The sequence below is a fragment of the Microbulbifer pacificus genome (genome assembly GCF_033723955.1).
Taxonomy (GTDB): Bacteria; Pseudomonadota; Gammaproteobacteria; order Pseudomonadales; family Cellvibrionaceae; genus Microbulbifer; species Microbulbifer pacificus.
This window is the reverse complement of the sequence record NZ_CP137555.1, coordinates 3,489,664-3,509,226: the sequence shown is the minus strand read 5'-3', so window position 1 is coordinate 3,509,226 and position 19,563 is coordinate 3,489,664. Positions and strand designations below refer to the sequence as shown.

Below are 19,563 nucleotides of genomic sequence, written 5' to 3'. Positions count from 1 at the left end.
AGGAGTCTGGCCCCCAGCGCCCGAATCCGCCAGCGCGGCAGCAGCGGACAAGACGTCCGCCCCGGTGGCCGTGGCTTCAGAGCACAAAGAACATCAAGGAACCATTTCATGCAGTTTTTCGCCAAGGTCACCGATATCAGCAAACAGCGCAGCGCCTGCGCCATCCTCGCCGTCAACGACAAGGACCAGCTCACCGATAGTGGCAATGCCCTCGACAAGGCCAGCAACGGCAGCCTCGGCAAACTGCTGAAGCGCGGCGACCTGGGTAAGGCCGCTGGCAGCACGCTTCTGGTGTCCCTGCTGGAAGGCGACGCCGAGCGCGTTTTGTTTGTGCGCACCGGCAAAGCGCCGGTATCCCAGGCGGAATTCCGCAAGCTCGCCAATGCGAGCGCCAAGGCCGTGACCTCGCTCAAAGACGCCACCAGTTACCTTACCGAAGTGGCGGTGCGCGATGCCGATATCGAGTGGCAGGCCCAGCAACTGGCACTGGCTGCGGGCCTTGCCGGTTACAAATTCACCCGTTTCCTGAGCGACGCCAAGCCCAATCCGCTCGCAAAATTCACCCTGCATGTAAGCGACAAGAAGCAGCAAAAAGCGGTGCAGGCCGGTACCGATCTCGGCAGTGCCCAGGCACTTGGCAGCAACATCGCCCGCGAGCTCGGTAACCTGCCGGGCAACCTGTGCACCCCAACTTACCTCGCCAATGAGGCGAAGGCGCTGGCGAAAAAACACCCAAAGCTCACCACTACCGTACTCGACAACAAGAAGATGGAAGCACTGGGCATGGGTGCCTTCATGAGCGTCGCCAAGGGCAGTGACGAACCTGCAGCCATGATCGCGATGCAGTACAAGGGTGGCAAAGCCAACGACAAGCCGATCGTTCTTGTCGGCAAGGGCATCACCTTTGACACCGGCGGCATCAGCATCAAACCCGGTTTGCAGATGGATGAAATGAAGTTCGACATGTGCGGCGCCGCCAGCGTGTTTGGCGTGATGAACGCGCTGGTCGAAATGAATGCTCCGGTGAACGTCGTCGGCGTCGTCGCCGCCGCTGAAAACATGCCGAGCGGTCGCGCCAGCAAGCCCGGCGACATCGTTACATCCATGAGCGGCAAGACCATCGAGATCCTCAACACCGATGCCGAGGGCCGCCTGGTACTGTGTGACGCCCTGACCTGGGCGGGCAAATTCAAGCCCAGCGTGGTGATCGACATCGCCACCCTCACCGGCGCCTGCGTGATTGCCCTGGGCAACCACGCCACAGGCCTTTACGCCAACCAGGACCAGCTGGCCAACGACCTGATCGCCGCCGGCGAAACTGCCGGCGACCGCGCCTGGCGCATGCCACTGTGGGATGAGTACCAGCCGATGCTGAACTCCAACTTCGCCGACCTGCAGAACATTGGCGGCCGCGAAGCCGGCTCCGTCACCGCCGCCTGCTTCCTGTCCCGCTTCGCCGAGGAATACACCTGGGCACACCTGGATATCGCCGGTAGTGCATGGATTTCTGGCGCAGCAAAAGGCGCGACCGGCCGCCCGGTACCGCTGTTGCTGCAATACATTCTGAAATCAAAATAAATCAGACCACGAAGTGGTTAGTTCGACGCGAAGGAACTGATACCGGGTAGTGCCTTGTGAGACCTTCCGCGAGAGGGACCTCGCGGAAGAGCCCCCATGGATGGGTTCACGGCGCGTCTCGCAAGGCACTACCCGGTAGCGGCGCCGCCACTAAAGTCAGTTCGGAGTTCTGAAACTGCCGCAGTGGCGGCCCTGTAGCCGATGGCTGTTCGCAGGACACGCCGTAAACCCATCCATGGGGGCTCGGCTGCGGCCATCCAGGCCGCAGACGGTCCTGCGAACAGCCATCGGCATCAGGGCCTTCGCATCAAATTTCATCGCACAGTCGCAAGTAATATGACCCGAATCGATTTCTACGTTCTGGCCTCTGAGAATCCCGGCGAGATACCGACCTTTGCCTGCCGACTTGCGGAAAAAGCCTTCCGCAGCGGACTGCACGTACTGATTGCAGTGGACAACCCGGAGCAGGCGCAGCAACTGGACGAACTGCTGTGGACCTACCGGGAGGACAGCTTCCTGCCCCACGCCGTGCAGAACAAAGTCCAGCAGGCCGCCATCGAAATCAACAGCGGCGAAGATCCCGGCCAGCACCACGGCCTGCTTATCAACCTCTGTAGCGACATCCCCGCCTGGTTCAGCCGTTTCGAGCGCCTCGCCGAAATCGTCTGCCAGCAACCGGGCTCGCTCGCCCGTTCCAGAACGCGATACACCCACTACCGCGATCGGGGATATCCGTTACAATCTCACAACATCACCAACTGATCGCAACCCGAACCCACATCCATGTCCGGTCGCAAGAAAAACAGAAGACACCAAAACGGCCAGCCGCCTCACGAACTTCTCCGGGAACTCAGCTCCCTGCGGGAACTGCTGGGCAGTGACATGGAAGCCGATATTCCGCTGCTGGATCAGGTAGCCGAGCCCACCAGCGATCAGAAAGTAAACAACGCCCAACAACACACCACCCCGCCGCGCGCGCCGAGCTATGCGCCGACGCCGCCACAGCGCCCGCTGACAGAAATCGACCTGCCGATCCTTTTCTCCCCTATCGATGAAGAACTACTGGACGATTTCGACGATTATTCAACGGAACTGAGCGAGGCCGACCTCAAACTGCTGCGCCCGTTACAGGATCTGCCGAAACCGGCACCAGAGCGAGACGAAGCGCGCAAGCCGGTGGCGGAGCCGTGGCCGGTGAAAAATGACACCCAACCGACACCCCAGCAAACGTCGCAGGGAAATACACAGCGGACCGCAACAGTGCGGGAAGAATTCCAGCCCGAACTGTTCGACATCGAGCAGGAACAAGCGCCGGAATCACTGGCCGATCTCCAGCTCATCGAACCCGCACCCGCTGAGCCAGCAGCAAAACCGGCCAACACTGCGACTCAACCAGCAACACGGACAAGCGCTCAAATTCCATCGAGCCCCAGCAGCCCCAAGGTCACCACAGTATCCATGACGGAAAACCCCTTCCTGCCCCCACATATTCGCGCGCGTCTGACCGGTGGCAAGATCCCCCGGCCGGACCCAATCCCGGCAGTCACACCGGCGTACTACGCAGCCCCGGCCAAGCCTGAAGCGGCAGCTGGCACTAATCGCAAGCTTTCCGACGAGGAGCGCGAGCGGCTGCTCGAGCAGCTAGTCGCAGAGCAGCTGCCGGAACTGGAACGGCAACTGCGCCTCAGCATCAGCATGATGCTCAACGAGCTCTACCCGAAAAAATCCTGACGGCGGTCGACCAACCGGTCCGCCGGCCTTTTGCCCCCACTGGCCCCAGCGGTATAATTCCGCCCCTTTTATTTATTCACTGCCCCCGACATCGAGATGTCCGGGCGGCCAGCCCATACAACGCAAGGCACTCCCCCGCGCATGGACAAGACATACCAGCCCAACGCCATCGAACAACAGTGGTACAAAACCTGGGAAGACAACGGCTACTTCAAGCCCTCCGGCGATACCGCCGCCGATCCCTACTGCATCATGATCCCGCCGCCGAACGTTACCGGCAGCCTGCACATGGGCCACGGCTTCCAGGAATCCATCATGGACGCCCTGATCCGCTACCACCGTATGAAGGGTGACAACACCCTGTGGCAGGTTGGCACCGACCACGCCGGTATCGCCACCCAGATGGTGGTGGAGCGTCTGCTGGCGGCGGAAGGCAAAACCCGTCACGAGCTGGGCCGCGACCAGTTCATCGAGAAGGTGTGGGAGTGGAAGGAAGAGTCCGGCGGCAACATTACCCGCCAGCTGCGTCGCCTCGGCGCCAGCCCGGACTGGTCCCGCGAGCGCTTCACCATGGACGACGGCTTCTACAAGGCGGTGCAGGAAGTCTTTATCCGCCTGTATGAAGACGATCTGATCTACCGCGGCAAGCGCCTGGTGAACTGGGATCCGAAACTGCACACCGCGATTTCCGACCTGGAAGTACTGAATGAGGAAGAGCAGGGCCACCTGTGGCACTTCCGCTACCCGCTGACCGATGGCAGTGGCCACCTGGTTGTCGCCACTACCCGCCCGGAGACCATGCTCGGCGATACCGCGGTGGCGGTGCACCCGGAAGACGAGCGCTACAAGCACCTGATCGGCAAGACCATCAAGCTGCCGTTGGCAGACCGTGAAATCCCGATCATCGGCGACGACTACGTCGACCGCGAATTCGGCACCGGCTGCGTGAAGATCACCCCGGCGCACGACTTCAACGATTACGAGATGGGCCAGCGCCACAACCTCGAGATGATCAACATCCTCGACGCCGACGCCAACCTAAACGACAACGTGCCGGAAAAATACCGCGGCATGGAGCGCTTTGCCGCACGCCAGCAGATCGTCGACGACCTCGATACCATCGGCTGCCTGGAAAAAATCGAACCGCACACCTTGAAAGTACCCCGCGGCGACCGCTCTGGCGTGGTCATCGAGCCGTGGCTCACCGACCAGTGGTATGTCAGAACGCAGCCGCTGGCGGACGAGGCCATCAAGGTAGTGGAAGACGGCCGCGTCAACTTCGTGCCGAAAAATTACGAGAACATGTACTTTTCCTGGATGCGCGATATCCAGGACTGGTGCATCTCCCGCCAGCTGTGGTGGGGCCACCGCATCCCGGCGTGGTACGACAACGACGGTAAGGTCTACGTCGGCCGCAGCGAAGAAGAAGTGCGCGAGAAGCACAACCTGGGCGATATCGAACTGCGCCAGGACGACGACGTGCTCGATACCTGGTTCTCCTCCGGCCTGTGGACCTTCGGCACCCTGGGCTGGCCGGAAGAAACCCCGGAGCTGGCGGCGTTCCACCCGACGTCCGTGCTGGTAACCGGCTTCGATATCATCTTCTTCTGGGTCGCGCGCATGATGATGCTGACCCTGTACTTCAAGAAGGAAGTGCCGTTCCACACCGTGTATGTGCACGGCCTGGTGCGCGACAGCCACGGCCAGAAGATGTCCAAGTCCAAGGGCAACGTGCTCGACCCCATCGATCTGATCGACGGTATCGACCTGGAGAGCCTGGTATCCAAGCGCACCTCCGGCATGATGCAGCCGCACCTGCGCGACAAGATTGAAAAGCAGACCCGCAAGGAATTCCCGGAAGGCCTCGCCGCCTACGGCACCGACGCGCTGCGTTACACCTACTACTCGCTGGCCTCCACCGGCCGCGACATCAAGTTTGACGTGGGACGTATCGAGGGCTTCCGCAACTTCTGCAACAAGATCTGGAACGCGTCCCGCTATGTACTGCAGAACTGCGAGGGTCACGACTGCGGTCAGGACGGCAGCGAGAATTTCGAACTTTCAATTGCCGACCGCTGGATCATCTCCCAGCTGCAGCGCACCGAGATCACCGTTAAAGAAGCCATCGACAGCTACCGTTTCGACCTGGCCTCCCAGGCACTGTACGACTTCGTATGGAGTGAGTACTGCAGCTGGTATCTGGAACTGTCCAAGCCGGTACTGTGGGACGACAACGCGTCCGACGCCGTGAAGAAAGGTACCCGCCGCACCCTGATCCGCGTGCTGGAAACCACTCTGCGCCTGGCGCACCCGCTGATGCCGTTTATTACCGAGGAAATCTGGCAGCGCGTGAAGGAGCTCGCGGGCCAGTCCGGCGATACCATCATGCTGCAGAAGTATCCGGTAGCGAACGAGCACCGCATCGACGAGAACGCCGAAGCGGCGATTGCCTGGCTGAAAGGTGTGATCGAAGGTGTGCGCAATATTCGCGGCGAGATGAATATTTCCCCGGCGAAAAGCATCCCCCTGATTCTGCGCAACGTTTCCGCAGCGGATCAAAAATTGCTGGATCAGACCCGCACACTGCTGACCAAGCTGGCGAAACTCGAGTCCATCGACTCGCTACCCGCGGGCGCCGACGCACCGGCCTCATCTACTGCGCTGGTCGGTGAGCTGGAGTTGCTGGTACCGATGGCCGGGCTGATCGACGTGGAAGCGGAAAGTGCGCGCGTACAGAAAGAAATCGATCGTCTGAGCAAGGAACTGGCCGCGGTTTCCGGCAAACTCAGCAATGCCAACTTTGTCGACAAAGCACCGGAAGAGGTGGTGAACAAGGAAAGAGCGCGACTGGCAGATCTGGAAATTGCCCACAGCCGTTTCGTTCAACAGCTGGAATCCCTGAAGAACCTGTAATGGCGGATCTGTAGACCCGCAAACAAAAATGGCGAACTGGAAACGGTTCGCCATTTTTTTGCCCGATCAAAATTCGAAACGGACATCCCCGAAAACACTTCTCGGCTCACCAATAAAATACCGATCGCCACCTGCCAGACCTGAATAGTCCGCCCGCTCCGCATAATCCACATTCGCCAGATTATTGATCCGCACCCCGAGATTTATTCTGGGTGCGACCTGCTGGCGCAACCGCAGGTGTAGCAGGTCGTGGCCGGGATAGCGGTGGGCGTTTTCGATATCGGTGTAGTAGCTTCCCATGGACTGGAACTGCAGTTCGACACGGGTTTGCGCAAATGGGGTCCAGCCCAGCGTCAGGCTGTGCATATGCCGCGGTGCGGTGTCGATGTCGTTGCCACGGGTTTCGATCAAGGTGTCACTGCCCGGCTCACTGACATTGTTGGTGTACTGGTGGCGCGCGTAGGTTCCCGCCAGGATGAGTGCCCACTGCGGGGCCAGGCCCCAGTCCAACTCGTATTCCACACCGTAGTGCCGGGTTTGCCCGCCGCTCAGGTTCAGACGCTCGGATGACTGGAAAATCACGTCGGATTTTTCCATATAAAATCCGGTGAGACTGAAACCCAGGCCCTCAGAATTTTTTCGCAATCCCAGTTCCACACTGTCGATGGATTCGGAATCCAGGTCCGCCACTGTCTGCCCGTTCTGCAAGCGGTACAACTCCCCGGCCTGCGGCGCGCGAAAGCCGTGGGCAAGGCGCAGGCTGGCGGACAGGTTGTTAGCAAACTCCCGTGCGAGACCGGCATTGAACGAGAGATTGGAAAATTCATCCCGGCGGTCGTCGGGGCGGCTGTAGCGGCAGCCCTCAGTGCCGGTGAACCCGTTGATACACTGGCTGCCATCTTCCGCGGTATCACCGGCGAGCATCTGATTGTCGTAGTCGTAGCGCAGGGATTCCCAGCGGGCGCCGAGCGTGAACCGACTGCGTTCGGCGAACAACCAATCCATATTGGAAAAAGCCGCTAATACATCGGCCGCAACCTGATAGTCGTATTGCCGCCCGGCGGGAAACGAGGAAAAACCGCTTTCCTGGGTCTGCCGTACCCGGGCGTTGGTATGCTCCAGGTCGAGGCCACTCAGCAGTTCCAGGTTTTCGCCGAGCCGGTAATCATAGGAAGCCTGGATACCCGCGCCCCGCTGGCCGTTTTCTTCCAGTGGTGTGCCGGGCAGGTAATGCATCAGAAAGGCCATTTCCGTATGGCGTGCGTAGGGGGTGATTTGCCAGTGATTACCCGCCGCCGTTGCGCGCTCGAAACGGGTCTGCAGTCGCGCAGACTGACTGTCGCGGAAGGCTTCCGGATTCGGATTTTCGCGCCTGCGGCGGGAATCCCTGTAAGCGTCGAGCCCGGTTACGTAACCGGCGGTTTCCTGATTGAGATTGCTGATGCTGACGAGCGTGCGCGTATTCCAAATGTCACCGCGGTAATCGTGACGGGCGCTGAACTGCTGCTGGTCGTAGCCAGAATCGATTTTATAGCCGCCGTCGTGGCTGCCGCTGAAACCGAGACGCACACCGTTACGTCCTATGGTGTCGCTGACGCCGGTGGAAATTCGGCGGTAGTCATTTGCGCCGCCCTCAAGGCTCACACCAACTTCGCGGGTTTCCGCAGGAGCAGCGCTCAGCAGCCGGACCACCCCGTGCTGGGCATCGGAGCCGTACAGCACACTGGCGGGGCCGCGCAGCACCTGTACGCTGCCGGCCTGGGACAGGGGGAGATCAGAGAGTTGATTGACATTGCAGAAGCCGGTGCCGCGCACCGGGATATCCCCTTCCAGCACCGCAAACGCACCACAGCTGCCGGCACCACTCAGCACCGGCGAACGGATCGCGGTGAGGTGCTCCTGGCCGTCGCCCCGGCTGATCCAGATGCCTGGAAGGCCGTTGATAAGCTCTGCGGGATGAGTCGGTACTCGCTGAGCGATGGTATCCACATCCAGCGTGGCCCCCGCTATCGAATCCGCAACGGAGCCTTTGTGTGTCAGCTTGCCGATTACCTCAACCGTTTCCAGAGAGGTTTCCTGAATTCGCAGCGGGGATTCCTGCACGGAATTGGCGGAGACCGCGAGCGCAGGAGCGATAAGAAACAGACCGGGAAGCAGATGAGACCGCCGCACCTTACATCTCAAAGAGTGGTGCGCGCGGCGAAATAATCCATGGAGTAGGCCACGCGCTCCTCCACATTTTTTTCCAGGTGTTCCATATCCAGCGACTCGATGTGCTCCAGGCGCGTGCGCAGGCCGATACCATTGGCAATCTGGATCGCGAGCCCCGGGCGCGCGTTGGCTTCCAGCAACAACGGCCCGCGCTTGCGGTCGAGCACAATATCGCAGCCAAGATAGCCAAGGCCTGTCATTTCGTAGCAGCTTGCCGCGAGTTTCACCAACTCGGTCCAGCCCGGCACCTCGAGATCCGCAAACGGCATTTTTGTATCGGGATGGGTATCGACCCGGACGCCCCGCTGCACCGCATGTGAAGCTTTACCCGTGGCGAGGTCGATGCCCACACCCACCGCGCCCTGGTGCAGGTTGGCCTTGCCGTCGGAGTCGTGGGTGGAGCAGCGCAACATGGCCATCACCGGGAATCCGCGAAATACGATCACGCGGATATCCGGCACGCCTTCGAAAGAGTACTTGTCGAACACCGGATCGAAATCCACCAGCGCCTCGACCATGCACCTATCGGGCTTGCCACCGAGGCTGTATAGGCCACTGTGGATATTGCTCACGTGGCGCTGGATATCCAGTGCCGTGACCTTGTTGCCGGACGGTTTGACATAGTCTTCGCCGTCGCGTCCGACGATCACCAGAATGCCCTTGCCACCAGAACCCCGCGCCGGCTTGATCACGAACTGCTGCAACGGCCCGATCACCTGCATGATGCGGGTGCGGGTGGGCTGGGTGTCAAAGGCGGCGATCAGGTCCGGCACCGGAATACGGTAGCGCCGCGCGGCGCGCTTGGTGTTCAGCTTGTCGTCGACAATCGGGTATTTGTCGCGGTCGTTATAGCGGGCGATATAGCGCACATTGCGCGCATTCATCCCCAGTATGCCGAGCTTGCGCAATTTGAACGGCGACACCAGGCCGCCGCGGAAAAACGGTGGTAAACGCAACGCGGGTAAGCGGAATTGCATCAGCGCACCAGCTGGCGGAATCGCGCCAGTTCACCCAGGCGGTAACCGGTGTAGTTACCGATAATCATGACCAGTCCGAGCAACACCAGCAGCAGCTCCGGGAAGTTGAAGGTCCAGTGCTCGATGTAGCGGTTGGTCATCACCCACCAGGCGAGTACCGCCACCAGTAGGCTGCCGCCCGCCTGAATCACCACTTCGTAGGGGCCGTCCTCTTCCCACAGAATGGACATGCGTTCGATGGTCCAGGCGAGAATGATCATCGGGAAGAAGGTCACCGTCAGTGCCTGCTCGATACCGAGCTTGTAGCTCACCACACTGATGGCCCCCATCAATATCACCACCGTGATCACCACGGCGGCAATCCTCGCGACCAACAAGAGATTGAGCCGGCTTAGATAGAAACGCACCCACAGACCGAGAATCAGGATCAGCACGAAGATCGACAGACCGGTGAGCAGCTGGGTTTCAATGAACGCGATGGCGAGCAGCACCGGCATAAAGGTACCGGAGGTGCGCAGCCCCACGAACACCCGCAACAGCACCACCACCAATGCCCCCACGGGCACCAGCAGGATCAGTTTGAAAATGCTCTGCTGTTCGATGGGCAGGCTGTAGATGGAGAAATCCACCAGCGCTTCTTTTTCCTTGCTGGTGCTCAACATGGCCACGTCGCGCGCGGGCACGTCGTTGGAGATCACCGAGAAGGTCACGCCGGAATTACGCCCCCCCTCCACGTCCAGCAGACTCTTGCCACCACGCTGCCAGATAAAGAAGTTTTTCGGCACTCCGGGTGTTCCGCTGGTGGGTTCGAACACCACCCAGCGCTTGCCGTCATAGATTTCCAGCAGGTCCTCCGGGTCCAGGCGGCGACGGTCGTCTTCCAGATACAGCCCGCGAATCCGGTGCGCCGGGATGTCCGCAGCCGCCAGCACCACCAGCGCGACATCCACAAAAGAGCGGTCTTTGTAATAGCCGAAAATGAGGTTGCGATCCTGGTTACGGGTGTCCGCCAGCGCGAGCAGCAGCTCTGAAGTAAAGGTGGAAACGTCGGAGGAGCGGGCACGGCCAGCCTCCACCAGAGAGTAAATCGCCTGGCGCACAGCCTCCTGCTCACGGGCACCGAGCATCGGTTTTACCACTTCGGTGCTGAGATCCAGCGACTGCTCCAGCGCGGCCCCGGGTGTCTGGTGTACATCCAGCTGATAGAACAGTGACTGGACACCGCTTGCCTGACGGCGCGACCACACCGCGCGGTGCTCGTCGTCCTCGTGCACAATATTGAAGCCGTAGCCGGATGAGCTGAAGGTCTCCCCCAGTACTTCCATATTGCGCTGGGCTCGCGGGAGTGTGAGGGCGGCTTTTACCGGGCCGCCGTCGGCATTGAAGCGCACCTTGGCTTCGATGGTCCAGACGGTGCGATATTCACCGGGCAAAAGGGGGAAGCCCAGGGCGAAATGTTTGTAGATGGTGAGGCTGGCGCCCAGAAGTGTGAGCAGCGCAGCGAGAATATAGACCTGTGCCCGTGGCGACATTCGCCATTCCCCGTTCGTTGTTGGATGCAGCTTGTGGCCGCGTATTCTTGCCGAGTACCGGTGCTTTCGCCAGTACCCGGCCCACAATTCCGGGTATTAAACGTGGAATTATTTGCTAATCACCGGCAGTTTGGGCTTGCCCTGTACCAGCTTGCGGCTCACATCCACCACAGCGGCGTCTTTCAGAAAATTGCGACCCACCAGTAATGGGAATTCGAATTCACCGCGCTCTACCAGGTTCACTTCGACTATGTGGGTAACCTCACCCACGGTGAGGCTCATATCAACAATGGGGCGGCGCTGGCGATCGAATCCGGGGCGCGCTACACGCACGTGACGCTTGATGGGAAGCTCAATTTTCTCCGAAAGCCCCTCGTCGTCATCTTCCAGTTTGAATCGCACCCAGTCGCTGCCATCACGTTCGAAGCGCGTCAGCTCCAGTACGCTGAGTGAGCAGGTGGCGGCACCAGTGTCGACCAGCGCCATCAGGCGGACACCGCCCGGTTCAACGGTGAAGATCTCTTCCGAGCCGAGTACCAGTTTGTCCTTGGCGACAGGCACTTCGATCACGCGATCCACCTTACGCTCGACCACCCGCTCCACCACCTGGATTTCAGGCTCGGCGCACACGACCGCTTCAACGGCGGGACAAAGGCTTGGATCAAAGGAGGCGGGCATCGCCGAAGCAACATCCTCCGCAGCCGGGGATTCAATCGGGGTCGCGCTAGTAGCCTGGGTTTCACAGCCTGACAGCAGTTGGGCAACCAGCACAAAGAGAGCTATGGGTAAAAACCGCATCTGTTTATTACTACCTTAGGGGCGGGGCAACCGGCCCTGAGCTTGTTATCGAGCGTAAATCCTGGCGGCAAAACATATTCGGGCCATCCGTGGTGCCCGTTTTTTTGAAAGCTGCGCATACTATCGTATCCCCGTTGCCGCTGCACAGTGACTGTGACAGAGGACACATTCCGGACGAACTGCCCCGGAAAACGGTCAGGGAAGGATAGCCTCCAGCAGACTCTGCAACGAGATGGTACCAACTGGTCACGATCAATCAAGCGCCGATCCACAAGTATTCGCCCCAATACCGGGCATCACCCCCTGGCCAGACGCGTGTCTATCTCCTCCAGTTTGCGGGTAAGTGCCGCCACCGGCAGTTCGCTGCCACGAAAAAACTCCTCCGCCATCGGTGCGATACCGCACGCGTGCGGCAGTGGTATTTCCAGCTCCACCATCTGGCTCATGCGGGGCAGAAACACAAACTGTAGCCACTGGGGCAGTGTCAGTGTGTCCACACAGAATGGTTCGGTACTCGCCAGCGCCGCAGGCGAAGGCGGCTCGGCATCCCAAAGGCTCAGAACGCGAAGTTCCGCCTCCAGCTCCAGCAGCAGGGTGGCGATATCGGGGTAAATCGACTTCATAAAGCTAAATTGGTTCAGTTTATCGAGCGTCTGAAAGGCGGCAGCGAATCCAGCATCGCGCGCCCGTAGCGTTTGGTGACGATGCGCCGGTCCAGCAGGGTGATGGTGCCGCTGTCCTGCTCTGTACGCAGTAGCCGGCCACAGGCCTGCACCAGTTTGAGCGCTGCATCGGGTACGGTGATCTGCATAAAGGCGTTACCGCCCTTGGCCTCAATCCACTCCGCCAGCGCCGCTTCGATGGGGTCGTCCGGCACTGCAAAGGGTAATTTCGCGATCACTACATGGCGACAGTAGTCCCCCGGCAGATCCAGGCCCTCGGCAAAACTGGCGAGACCGAACAGCACGCTGTGGCCGCCGCTATCGACACTTTTCTTGTGGCTGTCCAGCAGCTGCTGGCGAGATTGCTGCCCTTGCATCAGGATGCGGTTGCGCCAGGTGCCGGGGAGCGATTCATACACCGTTTCCATCTGCCGGCGCGACGCAAACAGCACCAGTGAGCCGCCCGGCCCCTCCAGCAGGTCCGGAAGTGCCTCGCTCACCGCATCCGTATGCAGGTCTGCATTATTCGCCTCCACCGCGTCTCTCGGGACCCGCAGCTCGGCGCGGGAGAAGTCGAACGGGCTGGGTACGATTTCGTAACTGGCGTTGTCCGGCGTTCCGGCGCGCATTTTCAGACGATCGAAGCGCCCCAGCGCGGTGAGGGTCGCAGATGTCAGCACCGCACCGTAGCAGCGGCGCCACAGGCTGAACTCCAGGGTCTTGCCGGCGAGGATCGGCGAGCTGCACACCTCGAAATCAAACGAACCGCCCCACTCCACCAGGGTCACCCAGCGCGCCTGTGGCACCGCACCCTCATCGACACGGGAATAGTTCGCCCACAACTCCAGATTTGCCTCGGCGCGGCCGTGCCAGCTGCCCAACACCGGGTACCAGCGCTCCAGGTCGACAATCGGCACCGGGCTGTGGACGTCCTCCATCATGCGCTGGGCGGACTGTACCATCTTGCTGAGCAGGGACTCGATCTCATCGAAGTCCTCCCGCAACTGCTCCGCCAGGTGCATCAGGGATTCGGGCACCACGCCGCCCTCAAAGCGATGGCGGGCACTGCGGCCTGCGAATGAACCGCCGTTATTGCCGCGCTCGTCTTCGAATTCGCACAGGTCCTCCAGCAGCGGCCAGGCCATCTCCATTTTCTGCTTGGCGGCCGTGAGCAGTGCCGGCAACTCTTCGCCGGCGCGATCGAGTTCGCCGCCATCACCGATTTCGCCGAGCAACTGCCCGAGATTCTTGTTGGCCTGATCCAGCCAGCCGGTGGTGGCACCGACGCGACTGTGGTGGGCAAAGTGGTTCAGCGCCTTATCCGGCAGGTGGTGGGCCTCGTCCAGCACGTAAATGGTTTCTTCCGGCGGCGGCAGGATCGCACCGCCGCCGAGGGCCAGATCCGCCAGCAGCAGGTCGTGGTTGGCCACGATCACCCGGCTCTTGCCCAGACTTTCACGGGCGCGGAAGAAGCTGCAGCTGCTGACATGGGGGCAGCGGCGGCCGCTGCACTGGCGGTGATCGGTGGTAACACGGCTCCAGTCGTCGCCCTCGATGGTGTCTTTCCAGTTGTCGCGATCGCCGTCCCAGCGGCCACTGGCCAGTTCGTCGGCCATATCGCGGTACAGTTTGACCCCCACTTCGTCTACCTGCGGCTTTTCATCTTCATACAACGCGAGAGACGCGCCGACGCCGCTGGAGGTGAGTTCGGTGAGCAGCTGGTCGAGCTTGGACAGGCACAGGTAGCGACCGCGCCCCTTGGCGAGGGAGACTTCAAACTTGAGGCCGGAGTGGCGGATGAGTTCGGGCAGATCCTTGTTGATGATCTGCTCCTGCAGGGCCACGGTAGCGGTGGAGACCACCAGGGTTTTGTCGTGGGCGATCGCCATGGGGATGGCTGCCAGCAGATAGGAAACGGTCTTACCCGTACCGGTACCCGCCTCCACCACGCAGATGTGCTCGCCATCGGTCTTACCGTGATCCCGCTCACCGGCGCCATTGCGCTGGATGCCGCCGAGGGCACGTGCGATGGCCGCAATCATCAGCTTCTGGCCGTAACGGGCCTTGAGCTCGCGCCCGTTGAGGAACTGGCGATAGGCGTTCTGGATGGATTCTTTGTCTTTTTCGCTGAGCACTGGGGACCGACGGAATAATCTGCACTGGAGGTTAAATCAGCCGGCCATTATCCACGGTTGTTCAGGGTTTAGCCAACCCGTACTACTGCTCAAACGCCAAACGAGAGACCACCGGATTGGCATAGGCCTGAATGGCCTTATCCCGCCAGCGCTCATCAATCGCCGCCATGCGCTGCTCGAACTGCTCGCGGATCTCCTGATGCTCGTCCGGATGCCAGGGTTTGGCCGGGTAGCCAACGGGCAGCGCCGGCGCCACACCGTAGATCATCTGGTAGGCGATCAGGTTGGTCGGGTGCAGCACATAGTTGCCAATAATCTGGCGATCGATCTCGTCTGCGAGCGCGGAGACATCGTTGAAATCTTTCTCGATCGGGGTGCCGAATGCCGCGTGGATGTGGCCTTTCTTGCCCACCACGCCCTTGCCAATACTACCCAGATCCTCGTGCGCTTCTTTCTGGTATTCGTCCTGGTGCTCGGTGATGTAGAGCTCCCGCGCCTTGTAACGGTCGCAGGGGTCCCACTCGTAGGAAATCGATAGCGGTACGATATGCAGCTCACGCCAGAAATCCGCAAATGGCTGCTCCTTTGGCTTCGCCATCGCAAACATCGCCGCCAGCGCGGGATTTGTGCGGTCGAGGCCGTCTTTGGCGCGACCGGCGCGCTGCGCAATCCACACGTGTTCGTTTTCGTTGACGATGGAGTGGTGGATGTACTGGGAAAGTGTGGTGGCGGCTGCCAGCTTTTCGCGACGGCTGCCGGAGCTGCGCTTCACCACGAAGCACTTGTTCAGCTTCATGATGTCAGTGGCAAACTGCTTGGACAGCAGGTTGTCGCCGATGGCAATGCGGGAGGTCTCGTGGCCCTCCTTGAACATGGCGAGAATCGCCAGCGCTGGGTCCATGGCGATATCGCGATGGTTGCTGACGAACAGGCAGGCGCGATCCCTGGGCAGGGTATCCAGCCCGGAAATGGTAAGCCCGCAACTGGTGCGATTGACCGCCTTTTCCAGATAGCGGGCAATCACTTCCTGCACACCGCGAATATTGTGCGCCTTGCGAAATTCGAAGCGCACGAACTGACGCACCAGCCACGCCAGCGGTCGCTCCAGCTTGCTGGCAGCGCCGGGCAGCAGGAAGTGCGCCACTACGCGGGACATTTCCGGGTCTTCTACCAGGCGCCGGAGCACCGGGCGCGCCTCATCGTCCCGGTAGGGACGGATTTCATCGAATTGACTCAGGTCCAGATTTCTCGCATTCATGGGGATTTTCTACCTGCCAACTACAGCGCGTTCACTCCGGAAACGACACCCTGGCTCATTCTTATTGTGGCCCACCCCGAAAAACACAGGGAAGGCCGGGTAAAACCGGCGCAGAACATACCGGATGCGCGCACGAACTGCCAGCGCTGCAGCGGACCTTGTAGTGCAGGAATACCCGGCCCCAGACGCCGCCCGGGCGCCACCGCCCTCTGCCCGCTGCCGCCGGCCCGCTATAGACATATGTTGGCCCGGCCCCGAGAATAGGCCGCTTTGCGCCTGTTTGCGCCTATAACAAGATACTGTCTACAAATACTGGCAACAGGAAACTGACCCGACGGCCCGGCCACAAGTGGGGTTGCCGGCTGTTGTCAGAGATAAGGAGAACAACTTGAGCCAGACCAGTTCCAGCAATGCCAGTGAATCTCACCGTAACCCCAGCCTGCTGGATGCCCTGATCCCCCTGCTGATCCTTATTGCCCTGCTTTCCCTCTCGGTGTTTTTCTACGGCGCCGACTCCTCCTACGGCCCCAACCAGATCGCCCTGCTGCTGTGCGCCGGCGTCGCCGCGCTGGTGGGGATGAAAAACGGGTTCACCTGGAATGAAATGGAAGGTGGCATGCTGCACGGCATGAGCCTGGTGTTCGGCGCCATTCTGATTCTGCTGGCGGTCGGCGCGCTGATCGGCAGCTGGATTCTCGCCGGCACCGTGCCGTCGATGATCTACTACGGGGTGCAGATACTGTCGCCCCAGTGGTTCTACGCCGCCAGCTGCATCATCTGCGCCATCGTCGGCCTCAGTATTGGCTCCAGCTGGACTACCGCCGGTACCCTGGGTGTGGCGCTGATGGGTATTGCTTCGGCTCTGGGGCTCGACCCGGCCATCACCGCGGGTGCGGTAATCTCCGGTGCTTATTTCGGCGATAAGATGTCCCCGCTGTCCGACACCACCAACGTCGCCGCGGCAGTGACCTCCAACGATCTCTTTCTGCATATCCGCCATATGCTGTGGACGACGATCCCGGCATTTACCCTGGCAGTGGTTACATTCGCGATCATCGGACTCAGCGCCGATACCGGCCAGGCATCGGCGGAAGATATCCAGCAGCTGCTGGGCGCCCTGCAGGAAGAATTCAGCATTTCCATCGTCAGCCTTTTGCCGCTGGCGTTGCTGCTGTTCATGGCCTGGCGGAAGATTCCCGCCTACCCCACGCTGATCATTGGCGCACTGGTTGGCTGCCTGATTGCGATGATTTTCGAGCCGAATGCCACCCGCCAGCTGGCCGGCGGCGAAGGCCCCCTGAGCCTGCTGAAAGGTGCCTGGCACAGCCTGTTCGACGGTTACAAATCCTCCTCCAGCAATGAGGCTGTCGCATCCCTGCTGTCCAAAGGTGGCATGAGCAGCATGCTCAATACCATCTGGCTGATCATTTCCGCCATGGCCTTCGGCGGCGTCATGGAGCGCGCCGGTTTCCTCGAGCGCATCGTCAATTGGGCACTGTCCGGCGTCAAAACCGTGGGTGGTCTTGTCACTTCCACCGTACTTACCTGCTTCGGTATGAACGCCGCTGCGGGCGACCAGTACATGGCCATCATCATCCCCGGGCGTATGTTCCGTGAAGCCTTCAAAGACAAGGGGCTGCACGGGTTGAACCTGTCGCGCACCCTGGAAGACTCCGGCACCATCACTTCCGTGCTGATCCCATGGAATACCTGCGGCGCCTACATGAGCGCCACCCTGGGTATTGCCACATTTACCTACGCGCCCTTTGCCCTGTTCAATATCATCTGCCCGTTGCTGGCCATTGCCTACGGTTGGCTGCACTTCAAGCAGATGCCCCTGGGCAAACAGGACGAACTGCCGTTTGCTGACGAGCCACAGCGCTAATATAAAAACTGGGCGGTGTCGCAATGGCGCCGCCCGGTACTTCCCTCCGACACAACACCAATCCGGATTGCCCCTGCCGTGACTGACGCCAGCAAACCCTCCCAGCCCACATCCTCTGCACCCGTAAACGAAGAGCCGCCTTCCACACTGAGCGAATTGATCGCTGCTGCGGACTTCGATTTGCGCTGGTTTGACCTGGGCCGTCGCGTCCAACCCATCGGCAGAAAAGTCGCGCAAGACTTTGAACGTGGCACGGCTCCCTGGCCCCACCCCTATTTGCGACAGGCATGGTGCGGACTGCTGTTGTGGCCCAAAGGGAAAAGTGCCGCCGACGGGAAAGGGGAAACCACTGAACCGGTGGTGTGGTTTTTACGCCTCCCCCTGGACGAACAGGGAAAATTGCTGCTGTCGGTCCGCGACCGTTTCCTCGAACAATTGCAGCAGGCACTGTTCAGCCCGTCGCCGGATGAACCGTGCGCAAATGGAATACCGACGGCTCCCGCCAAGTCCCTGCAGCAAGCGCTGGACGATAGTGGCCTCATGTTTGCGCCCGCCGCGGATAAACGCGCGGTATTCCATGCGAAATCTGCCCGCTTCCTCAACCGCGACGCCAGCGACCACTACGCGGCCGCGCGTGCCTACGCCAAAGATCCGGCGTCTTTCCCCTGGGAGCAGCTTGCCCTTCAGGGTATCGCCGATCTCGCAGTACGCTGGGAAGAGGAAAAACCTCAGCTGCTGAAAACCCTGCCACGCTTTGCCACCCCGGCACTGATTTCCCTGTGCCAGTGCCTGGAAAGTGAAGCCATCGACCACCAGATCGCCGAGCCGCTGATTCGTCGCGCGCAACAGTCCCTCGCCAGCGAAACGCCGGATTTCAACCTGATTACCGCGGTGGTGCGCGGGCTGTCTCACAGTGTCGCCGCGGGTATGCGCCAGCAGTTCCTGCTGCAACTGTTACTGAGCGAGGCAGGCGCACACGGCGAAGTTCTGGCGGCCATCGGCAGCCGCTGCAGTGAAGACCTGCAACAACCGGAGGTCGCCAGTGCCTGGCTGGAAAAACTGAGCGCAAGCCAACCCCAGCAAACCTTCAATCTGCTGCTGACGGACCTGTTGTTTTTACCGCAGCTGCGCAACGTTTTATTGGGTGTTCTGCGCAATCCCGAGCGACCGGAATCCGTCGCGCGCGCATTCGGTGCTTTTTTACAGCCCACCGGCAAATAACCGGAGATCAGTAATCAGGAATCAGTAACCGCGAGATACTCCACGCGCCAAAGCCCCGGCTCTACCTTTCGGATTACTAACGTGCCCAGTGCGCGCATAAAAATATGCGCGCAATTCATCCGGCAGAGCAACTGCCATGTGGAACCCTATTTCCAGTTTCTGACGCGCATTCCCGCGTGTATTTTCTTAAAAACAAAAAAATAAAAAAATTTTCGCTTTACTGAAAAAAAATCTTCAGTGCCCATCAATGACCCAAGGCAAAATTGGCAGAAAACCCTGCCTATTCGCGGCTTCTGATGCGACAAACTGGCGGCGGTTTTATCCTGAATTCAACCGTGGCGGCTATTTTTACCGCGTGCCTATTACACTCCAATGGGCGGTATGTTTGTAGAAAATATTTTTACAAAGCACACCAAACAGGTGACGTTTTATTGTCTATGCTATTGACTAACATCAACGGAAAGGAGTTAGGGGATGAATTTCACTCCAGCCAAGTACTTAACCGGAATTATTTGTGCACTGGTTCTCGCAGGTTGCTGTGCACCGGCTCCGATGCCGGCCGCCTGCCCTCCGGGCTCTGAACAAATTCCGACTTCTATGGCCTGTCCTGCGGACGCGGATTGCTGGATGGCATCCGACAACGTTCGTTGCATGAAGGTGGT

General features: G+C 60.1%; 13 protein-coding genes. 6 read left to right on the top strand and 7 right to left on the bottom strand.

Annotated elements, in window-relative coordinates; genetic code table 11:
• Window positions 1-108: 108 nt before the first annotated feature.
• The 4 genes from R5R33_RS14930 to R5R33_RS14915 all read left to right on the top strand — a co-directional run bounded on the left by R5R33_RS14930 (window position 109) and on the right by R5R33_RS14915 (window position 6,222).
• Window positions 109-1,578 (top strand): leucyl aminopeptidase, encoded by a 1,470-nt coding sequence (locus R5R33_RS14930; RefSeq protein WP_318953496.1) that lies wholly within the window; start codon window positions 109-111, stop codon window positions 1,576-1,578.
• Window positions 1,579-1,914: 336 nt separating this feature from the next.
• Window positions 1,915-2,340: a DNA polymerase III subunit chi gene (locus R5R33_RS14925; protein WP_318953495.1), complete on the top strand. Its 426-nt coding sequence runs from the start codon at window positions 1,915-1,917 to the stop codon at window positions 2,338-2,340.
• A 21-nt stretch (window positions 2,341-2,361) separates the two neighbouring features.
• Window positions 2,362-3,309 (top strand): hypothetical protein, encoded by a 948-nt coding sequence (locus R5R33_RS14920; RefSeq protein WP_318953494.1) that lies wholly within the window; start codon window positions 2,362-2,364, stop codon window positions 3,307-3,309.
• A 141-nt stretch (window positions 3,310-3,450) separates the two neighbouring features.
• On the top strand, window positions 3,451-6,222 hold the full coding sequence (locus tag R5R33_RS14915; protein WP_318953493.1) for a valine--tRNA ligase: 2,772 nt from the start codon (window positions 3,451-3,453) through the stop codon (window positions 6,220-6,222).
• A gap of 66 nt (window positions 6,223-6,288) precedes the next feature.
• On the opposite strand, the gene R5R33_RS14910 is transcribed toward R5R33_RS14915, so the two are convergent.
• The 7 genes from R5R33_RS14910 to R5R33_RS14880 all read right to left on the bottom strand — a co-directional run bounded on the left by R5R33_RS14910 (window position 6,289) and on the right by R5R33_RS14880 (window position 15,795).
• Entirely contained in the window at window positions 6,289-8,394 is a 2,106-nt protein-coding gene (locus R5R33_RS14910) for a TonB-dependent receptor (RefSeq protein ID WP_318953492.1), read from the bottom strand.
• Window positions 8,395-8,402: 8 nt separating this feature from the next.
• Window positions 8,403-9,410 carry an alpha-L-glutamate ligase-like protein gene (locus R5R33_RS14905; protein ID WP_318953491.1) on the bottom strand — a complete coding sequence of 336 codons (1,008 nt, stop codon included), beginning with the start codon at window positions 9,408-9,410 and terminating at the stop codon, window positions 8,403-8,405.
• Entirely contained in the window at window positions 9,410-10,942 is a 1,533-nt protein-coding gene (locus tag R5R33_RS14900; protein ID WP_318953490.1) for an inactive transglutaminase family protein, read from the bottom strand. Before R5R33_RS14900 ends, R5R33_RS14905 begins: the two co-directional genes overlap by 1 nt.
• Before the next feature lie 108 nt (window positions 10,943-11,050).
• Window positions 11,051-11,740 (bottom strand): ATP-dependent zinc protease family protein, encoded by a 690-nt coding sequence (locus R5R33_RS14895; RefSeq protein WP_318953489.1) that lies wholly within the window; start codon window positions 11,738-11,740, stop codon window positions 11,051-11,053.
• A 296-nt stretch (window positions 11,741-12,036) separates the two neighbouring features.
• Window positions 12,037-12,363 carry a YqcC family protein gene (locus R5R33_RS14890; protein WP_318953488.1) on the bottom strand — a complete coding sequence of 109 codons (327 nt, stop codon included), beginning with the start codon at window positions 12,361-12,363 and terminating at the stop codon, window positions 12,037-12,039.
• A gap of 14 nt (window positions 12,364-12,377) precedes the next feature.
• On the bottom strand, window positions 12,378-14,537 hold the full coding sequence (dinG, locus tag R5R33_RS14885) for an ATP-dependent DNA helicase DinG (protein WP_318953487.1): 2,160 nt from the start codon (window positions 14,535-14,537) through the stop codon (window positions 12,378-12,380).
• Window positions 14,538-14,619: 82 nt separating this feature from the next.
• On the bottom strand, window positions 14,620-15,795 hold the full coding sequence (locus R5R33_RS14880; protein ID WP_318953486.1) for a 1-acyl-sn-glycerol-3-phosphate acyltransferase: 1,176 nt from the start codon (window positions 15,793-15,795) through the stop codon (window positions 14,620-14,622).
• Between the two features lie 388 nt (window positions 15,796-16,183).
• Between R5R33_RS14880 and nhaC the strand changes: the two genes are divergently transcribed.
• Together nhaC and R5R33_RS14870 are read left to right on the top strand one after the other, a co-directional pair.
• Window positions 16,184-17,680: a Na+/H+ antiporter NhaC gene (nhaC, locus tag R5R33_RS14875; RefSeq protein WP_318953485.1), complete on the top strand. Its 1,497-nt coding sequence runs from the start codon at window positions 16,184-16,186 to the stop codon at window positions 17,678-17,680.
• Between the two features lie 78 nt (window positions 17,681-17,758).
• Window positions 17,759-18,901 (top strand): DUF3549 family protein, encoded by a 1,143-nt coding sequence (locus R5R33_RS14870; protein ID WP_318953484.1) that lies wholly within the window; start codon window positions 17,759-17,761, stop codon window positions 18,899-18,901.
• Window positions 18,902-19,563 lie beyond the last annotated feature (662 nt).